Below are 14,891 nucleotides of genomic sequence, written 5' to 3' on the forward strand. Positions count from 1 at the left end.
TCCACATCGGCTTTCGCCCGCCCCGGTTCAACCCCCACCCCATGCACCAGATACTCACGCATATTCTTCGTCCCGATCCCGGACAACCCCGCAGCCCCGCACTGATCAGCTGCCGCGACACTGTGCAGATACACCGCATCCAACCGACGCCGCGTACTCTCAGCCGCACCAATAATCGACAGCCACGCCTCCTGCGACACAGCCTGCGGATCCGTCCCCAAAACCTCCGCCAACAACACATTCATCTGCTCCAACCGTCCCACGATCCCCGCCGACGGCCCCACCACAAACAGAGCCTCCCCAACCGGACCATCAACCGGTACCCCAGGAACCGGTGAACCAGCGGGAACACCCGGGCCGGCGGCACCGCCGGCATCGGACCCGCCGGTACCGGCGGCGCCGTCGGGCCGGCCGGTCCCGTCGTCGTCGGGCCGACCGGTCCCGGGAACAGTGCCAGGGACCGGAACAGGACCGGAGCCGGTGGCAGAGCCGGTCCCCGGAACTGCGGCAGGGACGGGGCCGGAGCTTAGTCCCGCGCGCTCGAGCCGATGCGGATACTTCGCCGTGACCGCAGCCAGCACCCGAGCCAGATTCTCCCGATCAATCTCCACACCACCCACCACCCCTCAACACCCGAACCCGGCAACCCACACCGCCCGTCTGTACCGGCAACCTGAACCGGCAAGAAAACCAGGAAATCCTCCCGATCTCCAACTACCTCAAGGCTACGAAGACACTGACACCAACAGGACAAAAAGACCCCAAAACAGGCCCCTGTGGAAAAGTATTTTGAAAAACTTTCCCGGCTCGGCTGCACAGACGGGTCTCGTCAGGCTGGGGAACTTTCAGCCAGGTCCAGAGCGCGGCGAACTGCCACTGTGGATGCGTAGATGACAGCGGCGTCCTCCCCGAACGCCACCCGCTGATCCAGTGCGGTGCTGAAACTACGGACCGCTGCAGGGTAGTTTCCGGCCGAAAAATGGACCTTCCCCAGCTGCTGGTGAACCCACGACTCCATTGCGGTCGAGGCAATATCTGCGGCTAGGCACTTCAGGCGAGCCACTGCACGCTCGGTATGATGTGTGGCCCGCAGGACATCCGCGTCCAAGAGCTGAAGCCGGAAAGAAACCGGATCCGCCACTCTGGCGTCCGCTACGGCTTCGGCGGCTTCGGCCACCCGTCCCCTGGCCAGCAGAACAAATATTCGGTCTGCCGGGTCTTGCGTTGTGCTCAGAGCCTGATCGCACGCCTCAGCGTCCACTACCTCAGGCAGCAGGGTTGTGGGGCTGATGGCGGTGCCTGGAAATCCCGCGTAGGGCCAGTCCTGGTACGCCATCAGTTAGGACGCGATTTCCTGATAAGCGGCGAAGAGTAGTGATGCATCCGGGACGTCCAAAATTCCGGGCTTGGCGATGTCGTCCAGCACGACGAAACGCAACAGGTCCCCACGCGCTTTTTTGTCGCGTCGCATTCCGTCCAACAATCCCTGCCACCTGTCCCGACGGTACGTGACGGGCAATCCAAGCCCTTGCAGGATGCTGCGGTGCCGGTCGGCGACCTCATCGGACAACCGTCCAACGCTCCGCGCCAGCTCCGCTGCGAACATCATCCCCACGGAGACGGCAGCGCCGTGCCGCCAGGAATAGCGTTCTACCAGCTCGATCGCATGCCCCAAGGTGTGTCCGTAATTGAGAATCTCGCGCTGCCCCTGCTCGGTCAGATCGGCTGAGACTACCTGTGCTTTGACGGTGATTGACCGCTCAATCAGCTCGCGCAGCGTTGCCGAGGCGGGGTCTTTTACCGCGTCGGGGTTCTTTTCGATCAACGTCAGAATTTCCGGGTCAGCGATGAAGCCGCATTTGACCACCTCCGCCATCCCGGACAGGAGCTCGTTGGGCGGCAACGTCGCCAGCGCATCCAAATCCGCCAGTACGGCTGCGGGGGGATGGAAAACGCCCACCAGATTTTTCCCCTCGGCGGTGTTGATTCCGGTTTTTCCGCCGACCGCGGCATCAACCATGCCCAGCAGGCTCGTTGGCAGATGAATGACCTTCACGCCGCGCAGCCACGTCGCCGCGACAAAGCCGGCGACGTCGCTGACAGCCCCGCCGCCCACCGAGACTATAGCGTCCGAGCGGGTAAAGTCGTTCTGCCCGAGTACCTGCCAGCAGAATGCGGCAACCTGAATGTGCTTGCCCTCTTCGGCGTCCGGTATCTCCGCGGTCAGCGCGGTGAAGCCAGCGGCGGCAATGTCGTCCCGGACCGTATCTCCGGTAAGCCGCAGGGCGCGGGGGTGAATCACCAGGACCCGCCGAACACGCTCCCCGAGCAGTGCCGGCAGTTCCGAGAGCAGACCATTGCCGACGACGACGTCGTAGTTGTCCGCTGACCGGCTGCCGGTGATTTTGATGGTTGTCACTGCCGAGGCCACTGTTTACCACTCTCTTAAAACTTGCTTGTGTCGGAAGCTGCATCGTCAGGCAGCTGAAACGGGTCCGGTTTGTGCTGTGCCTTAACTCTGTTTCAACTCTGCCGCAACAAAGCGATCAACTCCCGTACCAGTACATCCACCGTACCCGTGCGCACATCCAGGGTCACATCGGCCAGCGCGCGGTAAACCGGGCCCCTGGCAAGGGCAAGCTGCCGCCAGCGTTCCACCGGGTCCTCTGCCAGAAGCGGCCGGCCGCTGCCACGCAAAATCCGGCCCCGCACTGTCTCCAGGTCTGCATCCAGATGAATGACGGTGGCATCGGCCAGCAGCTGCGCTGTCCCGGCGTCCAGCACGGCCCCTCCGCCCAAAGACATGACGACGGGCCGGTGCGTTCCGGCGGCCAGCGCATCGGCTATCACTTTGGCCTCGATCCGGCGGAAGAAATTCTCCCCACGTCCGGCGAATATTTCAGCGATACTGCCGTACTTCTGCACGATCTTCTGATCTGTGTCCACGAATTCCAGCGCCAGCGACTTGGCGAGTTCCTGGCCGATGGCGGACTTCCCGACCGCCATCGGCCCGATGAGCACCAGCGTTCGAGGCGGTACAAATCCTCCACCCTGCGTGCCCCTCGCCGGCATCACTGGCCCAGTGAGTCCAGGGTGTGCGGGATGTTGGCCAGATAGGCCCGCTGGTTCCGGGCCGTTTCGGAAATCGAGTCGCCGCCGAATTTCTCCATCACGGCCTCCGCCAGCACCAGCGCCACCATCGCCTCGGCCACCACACCTGCAGCCGGCACAGCACAGACATCGGAGCGTTGGTGATGTGCCTTCGCGGGTTCCCCGGTAGCCACATCGATGGTCCGCAAGGCCCGGGGAACCGTGGCGATCGGCTTCATGGCCGCGCGGACGCGCAGTACGTCTCCGATGCTCATGCCGCCTTCGATGCCGCCTGCACGGTTGCTGGTGCGGGCAATGACGCCGTCTTCACCGCGGACAATTTCATCATGAGCAGCGGACCCGCGCCGGGCGGCGGTCCGGAACCCGTCCCCCACCTCGACGCCCTTAATGGCCTGGATGCCCATCAATGCGCCCGCCAGCCGCGCGTCCAACCGACGGTCCCAATGAACGTAGCTGCCCAGTCCCGGTGGGAGGCCATAGGCCAGCACCTCGACGACGCCACCGAGGGTTTCGCCCTCCTTGTGGGCCGCGTCCACCTCCGCCACCATTGCGGTGGACGTTTCGCTGTCAAAACAACGCAGCGGGTCTGCGTCGAGGGCCGCTACGTCACCGGGGACCGGTACGGCGGCGCTTTCCGGGACAGCCACCGCGGCGATGGCCACGGTGTGGCTGACCAGCTTGATCCCGAGAGCTCCGAGCACCTGCGCCGCCACGACACCAAGGGCCACCCGTGCCGCCGTCTCTCTGGCACTGGCGCGCTCCAGGACCGGACGAGCCTCGTCGAAACCATACTTTTGCATGCCGGTAAAGTCGGCATGGCCGGGACGCGGCCGGGTAAGCGGGGCATTGCGTGCCTGCTCGGCCAGCAGCTCCGGCGCAACGGGGTCCGCAGACATTATCTGCTCCCACTTGGGCCATTCCGAGTTGCCGATCTGAATCGCCACCGGCCCACCCTGCGTCAGTCCGTGCCGCACGCCGCCAAGGATCGTCACCTCGTCCTGCTCAAACTTCATCCGGGCGCCGCGGCCGTATCCCAGCCGGCGCCGTGCCAGCGCTGCACGGATGAGCGTACTCGTCAGCTCAACTCCGGCCGGCACGCCCTCGATAATTCCCACAAGTGCCGGACCATGGGATTCTCCGGCAGTCAACCAACGCAACATAGTTCCCATCCTGCCATGACAGGGTGTCCCGGCGGCGCACTTCTACCGCCGGGCAACGCCTAAAGCGTCACACATTACATTGATGACATCGGCCGTGATAAGGACATGCTCGTCGGTAAAGAGCCGGACCTGTTCCACACCCTGATAGAGCAGCATCTCGATCCCCGGCACAATTGTCCCGCCGCTGCCTTGCCAGCGGGCTGCCAGGGCACTGGGCCACGGGTCGTACGCAACGTCAAGCAGCAGTTTCCCGACGAGGGACGACGGCGGCACAAGGCCTGCGAGCGGATCGGCCGCACGGGGAGGCAAAGTGGAGATGACGACGTCGTAGCTCGACAACGCCGCTGCGGCACCTTCCCACCGCCGTACCTGGCAATCGAGCCCGACGGCGGCGCCGGCGTCGAGCGCCTGAACGGTCCCGGACCGCTGTGGTGAACCCACGCCACGGATAAAAATGTCGGCCGCTGGCGCACCAAGTTCTTTGAGCGCAGCCACTGCAGAGACGGCCGTTCCTCCACCGCCGAGGACGGCCGATCTGGGCGCCCGGCCGATTCCGGCGACTCGAAGGGCATTAACGATGCCGGCGACGTCCGTATTGTGTCCTACCAGCCGCTGCCTGCCCGGATCTGACCGGTCGACGACAACGGTATTCACCGCCCCCAACCTGGCAGCGGCGGGATCAACTGCATCCAGCAGCGGCAGAACAGCCGTTTTCAACGGCATTGTCACCGACAGCCCGTACCAGTTGCGCTCCGCCCGTACCCGGGCCAGGAGAGGTTCCAGATCGGAAACCTCGGTGTCAATCGCCGAATAGAGGTAGCTCAGGCCAAGCCGGGCGTAGGCGGCATTGTGCAGGGCCGGCGACCGGGAATGTCCAATCGGATGGCCCAACACGGCTCCACGGAGCCCGGCTTCTCCCTTCGGGGCTGTGTTGGCTCCCCGGAGGTCGGCTCTTCCCCGCGGAGCCGTGTTACTCCCGGAAGCCGGGGCTACCGGCATTTCCCAACGTTCGCATCACACCAGGCCTGGTACTTCGCCACATTTTTTAGATGGTCCGCATAGGTTGTCGCGTACAACGTCTCCCCGGTGGTGAGATTGACCGTCACCCAGAAATAGTAGGGGTTGGCTTGCGGATGCGCGGCGGCATTGATCGCCTTTTCCCCCGGAGAGCCAATCGGCCCTACCGGTAGTCCGGGATTGGCGAAGGTGTTGTACGGGTTACTGGCGTCCTTCTTTTGCGCATCCGTAATATTGTAGGTTTTCAGGCCAAGTCCGTAGGCCACCGTTGCGTCGGATTCCAGCCGGCCGCCGGTCTCCGCATTCGGATTATGCAGGCGGTTTTCGATGGCTCCGGAGATCAAGGCGTAGTTGGCTTCGTTGCCCTCGAACTCGATAATGCTGCCGATCGTCAGGACCCGATACTGATCGGCCGGATCGGTAACGCCATCCTTGACCAGGGTGTCCTTTGTTGCTTGGACCAGCTGGGTGAGAATCTGTTCCGCCGTCATCTCGATCGGAAAGCGGTACTCCCCCGGCGCGAGGTAACCTTCCAGACTTTTTGCAGCCGGCGGAAGCCCGAATTTGGCCGGAGTCTCGGCCAGGGCGGTAAATGTTGATTCCTTGATGCCGGTCGAGGTGGCCAGCAATGCCAGCACCTCCGGCTGCCGCAGGTTCTGGGCGATGGCAGCATAGTGGACCTTATTATTGTCCGGCGCCAGCAGCACCGATACCGCGTCGGAGGCTTTCATCTCGAGCTTGAGTCCAAAGGACCCGGGCTGGATCAGCTTGTTGCCCTTCGCAGCGCTCAGCGCGTCCAGGACCGCGGACTCGCTTGCGGCGACGCCCTGCGCAACCAGACCCTCCGCAACGGTGCGACCGGTTGCCCCGGACGGGACGATGAACGTCACGGTCCCATGGCCTGGTCCGGGATAATCCGCATCACTATTGCCCGTCAGCATCGGACGCACGGCTTGGAACGCGAAGAATGCCACGGCGACAAAGACCGCAACGACGAGCAGGAAAATAAGCGTCCGACGGCGGCGACGGACCCGTTTTGAGATCCGCAGTACACCTTGATTAGACGGCTGTTCAGCTTCGTGCGCGTTCAGCTGCTCCGTCTGCCCGCCGTGTAAGTGCTCGAGCGGATCCCCGCCGTAACCGTCGGAATCGGGACGATCCCCGAAGATGTGGCTCAAAGGGTTTGTCCTGGTTCGGCGCTGACTGGTTCGGCGCTGTTTTTTTCGGCGCTGACCTGTTCCGCACTCTCTGGGCTGATAACACGTTCTGGGCTGATAACGCTCTCGGGGCCGATGACGCCGTCCTTCGCTTGGGGCGTATTGCCGGCACGCCCCAACGCGCCGCTCCGCCGTCCTGTCACTATGGTTCCGGCACTGGTGCCGCGTGATTTCTCGATGTCAAGGGCATGCTGCAGAATTCCCACTGCAGCCACCTGATCCACAACTGTACGATGCCGGCGGCTGCTCATGCCAGCGGCCTGCAGCGACTGGTGGGCTGTCACGGTACTGAGGCGTTCATCCACCATTCGCACCGGCACAGGGTATTGAGCCTCGAGCAGCGCATCCACCAGCAGCTGGGCATAGCTGCGCGCCATCTGGGCCGACGCCCGCTCCTGCCCGCTCATGGTCCGCGGCAGTCCAACGTAGATACACACCACGTCCCGCTCCTGCGCTTCCCGCACCAGGATCCGGACATCGTGGTTCTTCTTGGTGTCCCGGTTCAGTGTCCGCACCGGCGTCGCCAAAATGCCGCGCGGATCGCAGGACGCCAAGCCAACCCGCACAGTACCGACGTCAACCCCCAGCTTTACGCCGGGCAGGGGGCCCACCTCTGACTCGGACATGAGAACCCCTTAGGACCGCTGCTGGATCGCGCCGACGACGGCGGCAAGAGCGGCCGGTACCTGTGCCGGGTCGCTGCCACCACCTTGCGCCACGTCATCTTTGCCGCCGCCGCCGCCGCCGAGAATTCCCGCCGCCAGCTTGACCAGCATGCCTGCCTTCACCCCGGCCGCCCGGGCGGCTTCGTTAGTGGCAACCAGCACCATCGGACGACCGTTGGCGACCCCGGCCACGGCAACCACCGCAGCAGCGGAGCCGAGCCGGTTCCGCAGATCCAGCGCCAGCGTGCGGAGGTCATCTGCGCCGCCAACCGCGCCGCCGTCGTGCGCGATCACCTGCACACCGGCCAGGAAGCGAGCCGTCCCGACCAAAGTGGCCGCCTCTGCGGCCAACTGATCCTTGCGCAGGCGCTCTAGTTCCTTCTCAGCCGTCTTGAGCTTGTTGAGCGTGGTCGCCAGTCTCTCCGGCAAAAGGTTCGAGGGGACGTTGAGCATATCGCTGAGCTCGGTGACGAGAGCACGCTCGGCGGCCAGATGCCGGAAAGCATCCATCCCCACGAACGCTTCAACACGCCGGTTGCCCGAGCCGACCGACTGATCGCCCAACAGCGTCAGGCTGCCAATCAACGAGGTGCTGGCTACGTGAGTTCCCCCGCAAAGTTCACGCGACCAGGCACCATCAATCTCCACAACCCGCACATCGCTGCCATAGTTCTCGCCGAACAGGGCCGTGGCACCCAGGGCCTTGGCATCGGCCAGCGCCATGACGTTCGTATCGACGCGGTAGTTATTCCTAATGGCAATATTGGACACTTCTTCGATCTCGGACCGGGTGGCGGAGCTCAGCCCCTCGCCCCAGGAGAAATCAAAGCGCAGGTACCCGGCCTTATTGAACGAACCGCGCTGCAGCGCCTCCGGGCCCAGAATCTGGTGCAGCGCCGCGTGCACAATGTGCGTGCCGGTGTGCGCCTGCTCTGCTGCGTGCCGGCGCTGCCGGTCGACCGCCGCACGGACCATGGCGTCCGCGGGCATTTCCCCCTCGCGGACTATGGCCTTGTGCACGCTTAGTCCTTTGACCGGCCGTTGCACGTCCAAAACCTCAGCGATAAACCCGTCACCGGTGAGCAGACCTGTGTCGGCGGCTTGGCCACCGGCCTCGGCATAGAACGGTGTCTGTGCCAGCACAATTTCGATTTCGTCTCCGGTGGCTGCGTGCGCCACTTTCCGTCCGCCGGACAGGATTGCGCGGACTCGGGATTCACCGTCCAGCTCGTCATACCCGGTGAAGATGGTTTGCCCGCCGGCCAGGAGTTCATTGAATACGGACAAGTCCGCGTGGCCGCTCTTCTTGCCGCGGGCATCGGCCTGCGCACGCTGGCGCTGTTCAAGCATCAGGGAGCGGAACCCTGCCTCGTCCACAGCCAGGCCGGCTTCTTCGGCCATTTCAAGGGTCAGATCGATCGGAAAACCGTAGGTATCATGCAACGCAAAGGCTTCCGCCCCGGAGAGGGAGGTACCGGCGGCCTTTGACTCGGTCACCGCCTCCTCCATCCGCGCGGTTCCGCTGGCGATGGTGCGCAGGAACGACTTTTCCTCCGCATACGCGATCCGGGCTATCCGCTCGAAATCGGCCTCAACCTGGGGGTACACGCCTTTCATGGCGTCCCGGGATGCCGGCAGCAGCTCGGGCAGGCAGGCACGTTCCACGCCGAGCAGGCGCATCGCGCGGACGGCACGGCGGATCAGCCTTCGCAGCACATAGCCACGGCCTTCATTGGAGGGGGTGACGCCGTCGGAAATCAGCATCAGTGCCGAACGGATATGGTCCGCCACCACCCGCATCCGGACGTCGTCGGTGTGGTGCGGGTCCGCAGCGGTCTCGGCGCTGGTGTATTCCTTGCCCGAAATGGCCGCGGCGGCGTCCAGCACCGGACGGACCTGATCCGTTTCGTAGAAATTCTCCACACCCTGCAGGATCAGAGCCAGCCGCTCCAGCCCCAACCCGGTATCGATGTTCTTCTTGGGCAGCTCACCGGCAACGTCAAAGTCTTCCTTGCTGCGGACCGCCGATAGCTGGTACTGCATGAAAACGAGATTCCAGATTTCGATGTACCGTACATCGTCAACCGCCGGGCCGCCGTCCGGACCATAGGCCGGACCACGATCGTAGTAAATCTCCGAGCACGGACCGCCGGGGCCGGGCTGGCCCGTATGCCAGTAATTATCCTTTTTGCCCATCCGCTGGATACGCTCCGCAGGGAGTCCGGCGATCTGCTGCCACAGCGCGGCGGCCTCATCGTCATCAAGATAGACAGTCACCCACAGGCGGTTCTTGTCCAGCCCATAGCCGCCGTCGCTGATGCTGCTGGTCAGTAATTCCCAGGCAAAGCCAATTGCTTCGGTCTTGAAGTAATTGCCGAAGGAAAAGTTGCCGCACATCTGGAAAAAGGTTCCGTGCCGGGCAGTCTTGCCAACTTCTTCAATGTCGCCCGTACGGATGCACTTCTGCACACTGACAGCCCTGTCGTAAGGGGCTTCCTCGCGCGCTGTGAGATACGGGATGAAGGGCACCATACCGGCAACCGTGAAAAGCAGTGAAGGATCACTGGAAACCAACGACGCGGACGGGACTGCTGTGTGATCCTTGCTGGTGAAAAACTCGATCCATCGGCGTGCGATTTCCTGCGACTGCATGACCCTGGGGGACCCTTCGTTAATGTCTGGCGAAAAGGAGACTAAATTGACGGCCCGACGGCGGCACGACGGCCGGTTGAGGCCGCCGGGTCCACGGAGTCCAGGCCAAGCGCGCCGCGCAGATCGCCTTCGCGCTCGCTCATACCCTCGCGTACCGCGTCGGCAAAATTATGGATACTGTCGCTAAGCTGGCCCACGGCCCGATTCAGCCCCGCCGGGCCCAGCGCTCCGCGTGCCTGCGTCACCTTACGAACGGCAATGGCGCCAATGGCGATGCCCATGCCGAGCCAGAAAATCTTCTTCATGTTCCGGTAGCTCCTTGATCTGTGCCAGCTCCTGAGGATCGCTGGCATGCTGCGGTGCGCTCTAGCGGCTGCGCGAATGCCTGGATGTCTGGGCGCGTCGTCCGGCCAGGGCGGAGCGGACGCCGTAGGAGAACGCGGCTACCTTGATCACCGGTGATCCAACGGTAGCTGCCAGCAGGGAGGACAACGCGGAGATATTCGCGGTCGCATCCGAAACATTTGTGGAAATACCATCCACCTTCTGCAGCTGGGCGTTCGTCGTCGATACCGTTGCGGTCACCTCATCGATCAGCGGCGTCGTGCCCTCGCTAAGGGTTGAAATGGTGCGCCGGACTTCGTCAAAGACCCGGCCGAGCTTGAACACCGGGACTGCCAAAATTGCCACCAGGACGGCAAAAACGCCTGCTGCTATAAGGCCTGCAATGTCTCCACCGGACATAGGTGAGAGCCTCTTCTCTTCTGCTTAACGGAAATAACTACGGCGTGCTTCGTTAAGTACCTTACCTATAAAGAAGCCCGCGGCGTGTGCCACGGGCTTCTCTACAGACTGCTGATGGTCCATATTCGTTCCCGTCCACGAATCCCTGAACGGGACCACGCACCAAGAGAACTTAGCGCAGGTGGGACCTCAACGGCTTATTAACGTGAGTAGAACTCAACGGATCATTAGCGTGAGTAGAACTCAACGACCAGCTGCTCTTCGCAGGTCACGGGGACCTCCGAGCGCTTCGGGCGGCGCACCAGGCGGGCCTGAAGGCTTTCGAGCTTGACGTCCAGGTACGGGGGCACCATCGGAAGCACGTCGCGGTGCGCGCCGGCGGCGGCAACCTGCAGTGGGACCATGGTCTCGCTGCGCTGATGTACATGGATGAGCTGGCCCTCCGCAACACGGTAGGACGGGCGGTCCACGCGGGCGCCGTCAACCATGATGTGCCGGTGTACTACCAGCTGGCGGGCCTGAGCGGTGGTGCGGGCAAAGCCGGCACGGAGCACCAAGGCATCCAGACGCATTTCCAGCAGCTCGACCAGGTTTTCACCGGTCAGGCCCTTGGTGCGCTTGGCTTCCTCGAAGGCACGGGTCATCTGTGCTTCACGGATACCGTACTGGGCACGCAGACGCTGCTTTTCGCGCAAACGCACGGCGTAATCGCTGTCCTGTTTCTTGCGGGCACGGCCATGCTCACCGGGACCGTACGGGCGGCGCTCGAGGTACTTAGCTGCCTTAGGGGTTAGAGCAATGCCAAGGGACCGCGAGAGGCGGGCCTGGCGGCGGGCACGTAGGGTGTTAGCCACGTTGTCCTTCCACTGTTCATGCGGTAAAGCTCGCTGGCTTCATCGACTGGCGTCCATTTGAACGGCTACTACCGTTCAGTGTCTGCCATGCCGGTGAAAGATCAGTGCTTTAGTTACGTTTCCGGCCTCCATCGTGGAGAGCTAGGGCTACCGCTGCCCGTCGCTGCAACCGCTGGGCATACCTGCATCGCTGAACTTGACCGGGCCGACGGGTCGAACCGGGAAAGAAAGTCAGGAAAGGCAGCAGGTATGGAGCCAAGGCTTGCCAGTGCAGCAACAATTCTAGCAGTCATTGACTTCGGCTGCTTTCCAGTTGACCGCCAGCGCCAGCCTGCTACGCCAGGACCCGCCGGGTGGGGTTCTGGCTGCGGGAAACGACGCCTGTCCCGCCCCATGACGCGCGCACGCCGCGCGGCATGTGACGCAAGGGGCGTCATTTTTTGCGTCTTGCCCGGATGATTTGCCGCAGTCGGGCAAGCCGGACCGAGATATCCCGCTCCACGCCGTTGCCTGTGGGTGTGTAGTAGTCCCGGCCCACCAGGTCATCCGGCGGGTACTGCTGGGCTGCGACTGAATGCGGCTCGTCGTGCGAGTATATATAGCCTTTGCCGTGGCCCAGCTGCTTGGAGCCGGGATAGTGGGCATCCCGCAATGCTGCCGGAATCATCGTGCCCAGCCCGGCGCGGACGTCGGCAATGGCCGAGTTAATTCCCAGATAGGCTGCATTCGATTTGGGCGCCGTAGCCAGGTGCACGACGGCTTCCGCCAGGACGATCCGGGCCTCCGGCATCCCGATCAGGGCAATCGCCTGGGCGGCAGCCACCGCGGTCTGCAGAGCCGTCGGATCCGCCATGCCAATATCTTCGGCGGCGGAGATAATGATCCGCCGCGATACGAATCGGGGGTCCTCGCCGGCCTCCAGCATCCGTGCCAGGTAGTGCAGGGCCGCATCAACATCCGAGCCCCTGATGGACTTAATGAACGCACTAATCACGTCATAGTGCTGGTCGCCTGCACGATCATAGCGGACGGCTGCCGCATCTACGGCCCGCTCGGCGTGGCCGAGGTTCACCAGCACGGTGTGCGCTCCGGCCTCCCCCGCTGATACAGCCTCTGCTTCGGGCTCAGCACCGCCGCCGTCGGCGTGCGCCACGCCGGCCGCAGCCTCCAACGTAGTCAGCGCACGGCGTGCATCGCCGCCGGCGAGCCGCACCAAGTGATCCACTGCCTCTTCGCTGAGCCTTACTTTGCCGGCCAGGCCGCGGGGATCAGTCACCGCCCGCAGCACCAGGTTACGGACGTCGTCGTCGGTCAACGGGCGCAGCGTGAGCAGCAGCGAACGGGACAGCAGCGGCGCCACGACGGAAAACGAGGGGTTCTCGGTGGTGGCAGCGATGAGCACCACCCAACGGTTTTCCACGCCCGGCAGCAGCGCATCCTGCTGGGCTTTGTTGAACCGGTGAATCTCGTCCAGGAACAACACCGTGGTGCGGCCATAGAGGTCACGGGCGGTCAACGCCTCATCCATCACCCGCCGCACGTCTTTGACCCCCGCGGTGATCGCTGAAAGCTCCACGAATTTCCGCCCCGGGCCTCTGGCGATCACGTGCGCCAGAGTTGTTTTCCCTGTCCCGGGCGGACCCCACAGGATCACCGAGCTCGGTCCCGCCGGACCATTCTGGCCCGCGCCGGCCGCCAGCAACTGCAACGGGGACCCCGAGCCAAGCAGGTGCTGCTGCCCGACCACCTCCGCCAGGCTGCGCGGACGCATACGTACCGCCAGCGGACTTCGCGGCCGCGCCGGTTGATCCCGGCCCCGTTGCTCCTGGTCGGCTAAGTCCTCCGCGTCCCGACCGTCCACCCCGCCATCCGTATCGGAGGAGGAGGAAAATGCACCGTCAAAGAGATCTGTCACCAGCTAAGGCTATCTTCAGCGCCAAAATCGCCACCTCGCTCACCGCCGGGCGCACCAACTCGCTCACCGCTGTGTCAGTCCTTGCAACTGCGCGGGTAGGCTCGTTTAAATGGCAACCCAATCCCGCGCAACACTGGTATCCGCTGACCGGCTGCCGGGCTGGGCGGAGCGGTTCGCGGCCGCGCACGGTGCGGTCCGCTGCGATCAGGACGACGACGGACTGCGCCTAACTGCCGCGGACGGCAGCACGGCTCTGCTCCAATCGCCTTGGCCACCGGCCGGAAGGCCTGGCAGGGGTGCCACCGAGCTGGAAAGGCTTGCCTCCCTGGCAGCGCAGAGCCGCACAGTCGCCGTCGTTCTGATCCGCAGTGCCGGCTACGCGCTGGGACTATGCCGGGACGGTGCGGTTCTGGTTTCCAAGTCCGGCAGCGGATTCAGCCAGTCGAGGTCCGGTGTTGGCGGCTCGTCCCAGCAGCGCGCCGCCAGGCGACGCGAAAACCGAGCCGATGCCATGCTCGAAAGAGTGGCCGAACAGGCCCAGCTTCTTTTCGGGCCGCGGCCACCAGCGCCCGGAACGGGAGCCGACGTGACAAATATCGGTACAGCTGAATATTTGGTCTTGGGCGGTGACCGGGCACTGACCTCGCTCTGGCTGGCCGAACCTCGGGCCGGTTTCCTGACCAGACTTCCCCAACTAAGGTTTCTCGATGTTCCCGACCCTAAGCCTGCGGTCCTGAAAACCGCCGCCCGCGACGTGCAGGCTATCCGCATTCGTGTGACGGACTCCTAGCCCAGACCCCGGCAACAGCGGCCAGCCACCACGCGGCTGAGCGGAGTTCCTGCAGGCGTGCCGAAGCGGCAACGCGCACCCTTGCAGAACCGCCATACCGCAACCTATAGTCAAGTACGGCTAAGCAGCAGGCCATGAAGCTCGTTTGCCTTGGAGTTTTTATGGATCACAAGCTCGGCGTCACCGTGCGTTTGACCATTGCACCGCCGGCCGTCACCGTCGATGTCAGCGGCTGCGTCACGCTACCGGGTGTCAATGCGCTGCTTCCGATCATTCACCGGGCCAGCCGGATCACCGAGCGGGCCACCATTACGGTCGATGTATCCACCGCGCGGCACATCGACCAACCCGCCTTGGAATACCTTTCATTCCTGGCAACAGGCGTGGGGTCCGAGCCCTTCACCGTGCTGGCCCCGAAACTGCTGCCGTCCTGCCCCGACGCCGCGAAACTCATCAGCTACGGTTCAGCGGTGTGAGCGGCCGGAGCGCACTATTTCAATACCCGGTTTGGTGGGTGTCACCGTTGAGGCTTCCATCCGACCTTTCAGACCTCAGCATGCTTGAATTGGGCACCCTGACTAACCGGCTCTTCAAGGAGTTGGACCGTACGTGCCCCAACCCCGGAGCCCGGACGAACTACGACAGAATAGTCACCGAACTGGAGTCCCGGGAAGCAGCCGATAAAAGCCCGCTGGGCCCGTCCCGATCCTGAGTGGGCGGGCTTCCTCTAATGCAGGGGAGCCCGCCGTCGCCGGCAGTGCGGGTG

16 protein-coding genes are annotated in these 14,891 nt (G+C 63.7%); 3 read left to right on the forward strand and 13 right to left on the reverse strand.

Translation table 11 applies throughout. The features are described from left to right. The 13 genes from IV500_RS19700 to IV500_RS19760 all read right to left on the reverse strand — a co-directional run. The coding region (locus IV500_RS19700) for a hypothetical protein (RefSeq protein WP_446680234.1) at window positions 1-611 on the reverse strand (611 nt) is incomplete at its 3' end. Window positions 612-829: 218 nt separating this feature from the next. Further along, entirely contained in the window at window positions 830-1,336 is a 507-nt protein-coding gene (locus IV500_RS19705) for a tetratricopeptide repeat protein (RefSeq protein ID WP_196398523.1), read from the reverse strand. Window positions 1,337-1,339: 3 nt separating this feature from the next. Further along, window positions 1,340-2,431 (reverse strand): 3-dehydroquinate synthase, encoded by a 1,092-nt coding sequence (gene aroB / locus IV500_RS19710; RefSeq protein ID WP_196398524.1) that lies wholly within the window; start codon window positions 2,429-2,431, stop codon window positions 1,340-1,342. A gap of 92 nt (window positions 2,432-2,523) precedes the next feature. Next, window positions 2,524-3,072 carry a shikimate kinase gene (locus tag IV500_RS19715; RefSeq protein WP_196398552.1) on the reverse strand — a complete coding sequence of 183 codons (549 nt, stop codon included), beginning with the start codon at window positions 3,070-3,072 and terminating at the stop codon, window positions 2,524-2,526. Further along, complete coding sequence (gene aroC / locus IV500_RS19720) at window positions 3,072-4,271, reverse strand: chorismate synthase (protein ID WP_196398525.1); 1,200 nt, start codon at window positions 4,269-4,271, stop codon at window positions 3,072-3,074. Before aroC ends, IV500_RS19715 begins: the two co-directional genes overlap by 1 nt. A gap of 42 nt (window positions 4,272-4,313) precedes the next feature. Beyond that, a complete protein-coding gene (locus tag IV500_RS19725) occupies window positions 4,314-5,165 on the reverse strand; it encodes a shikimate dehydrogenase family protein (protein WP_312875999.1) in 852 nt (283 codons plus the stop codon). A gap of 95 nt (window positions 5,166-5,260) precedes the next feature. Next, a complete protein-coding gene (locus IV500_RS19730) occupies window positions 5,261-6,466 on the reverse strand; it encodes an endolytic transglycosylase MltG (protein WP_230855235.1) in 1,206 nt (401 codons plus the stop codon). After that, window positions 6,463-7,131 (reverse strand): Holliday junction resolvase RuvX, encoded by a 669-nt coding sequence (ruvX, locus tag IV500_RS19735; RefSeq protein WP_196398527.1) that lies wholly within the window; start codon window positions 7,129-7,131, stop codon window positions 6,463-6,465. Before ruvX ends, IV500_RS19730 begins: the two co-directional genes overlap by 4 nt. Before the next feature lie 9 nt (window positions 7,132-7,140). After that, window positions 7,141-9,822 carry an alanine--tRNA ligase gene (alaS, locus tag IV500_RS19740; RefSeq protein WP_196398528.1) on the reverse strand — a complete coding sequence of 894 codons (2,682 nt, stop codon included), beginning with the start codon at window positions 9,820-9,822 and terminating at the stop codon, window positions 7,141-7,143. A 41-nt stretch (window positions 9,823-9,863) separates the two neighbouring features. Further along, on the reverse strand, window positions 9,864-10,127 hold the full coding sequence (locus IV500_RS19745; RefSeq protein ID WP_196398529.1) for a hypothetical protein: 264 nt from the start codon (window positions 10,125-10,127) through the stop codon (window positions 9,864-9,866). Window positions 10,128-10,188: 61 nt separating this feature from the next. After that, window positions 10,189-10,566, reverse strand: a complete 378-nt coding sequence (locus IV500_RS19750) for a DUF948 domain-containing protein (protein WP_196398530.1) — start codon at window positions 10,564-10,566, stop codon at window positions 10,189-10,191. 227 nt (window positions 10,567-10,793) lie between these two features. Beyond that, window positions 10,794-11,420 carry a 30S ribosomal protein S4 gene (gene rpsD / locus IV500_RS19755; RefSeq protein ID WP_196398531.1) on the reverse strand — a complete coding sequence of 209 codons (627 nt, stop codon included), beginning with the start codon at window positions 11,418-11,420 and terminating at the stop codon, window positions 10,794-10,796. Window positions 11,421-11,853: 433 nt separating this feature from the next. Beyond that, window positions 11,854-13,335: a replication-associated recombination protein A gene (locus IV500_RS19760; RefSeq protein ID WP_376770232.1), complete on the reverse strand. Its 1,482-nt coding sequence runs from the start codon at window positions 13,333-13,335 to the stop codon at window positions 11,854-11,856. Between the two features lie 109 nt (window positions 13,336-13,444). On the opposite strand from IV500_RS19760, the gene IV500_RS19765 reads away from it, so the two are divergent. From IV500_RS19765 to IV500_RS19775, 3 genes are all read left to right on the forward strand, one after another. Then, entirely contained in the window at window positions 13,445-14,125 is a 681-nt protein-coding gene (locus IV500_RS19765; RefSeq protein ID WP_196398532.1) for an acVLRF1 family peptidyl-tRNA hydrolase, read from the forward strand. Window positions 14,126-14,286: 161 nt separating this feature from the next. Continuing rightward, window positions 14,287-14,601, forward strand: coding sequence for a hypothetical protein (locus tag IV500_RS19770; protein WP_196398533.1), 315 nt, complete (start codon window positions 14,287-14,289; stop codon window positions 14,599-14,601). Between the two features lie 80 nt (window positions 14,602-14,681). After that, entirely contained in the window at window positions 14,682-14,837 is a 156-nt protein-coding gene (locus IV500_RS19775; protein ID WP_196398534.1) for a hypothetical protein, read from the forward strand. Window positions 14,838-14,891: the final 54 nt, after the last annotated feature.

It is taken from the genome of Arthrobacter terrae, from assembly GCF_015708085.1.
Lineage (GTDB): Bacteria > Actinomycetota > Actinomycetes > Actinomycetales > Micrococcaceae > Arthrobacter_M > Arthrobacter_M terrae.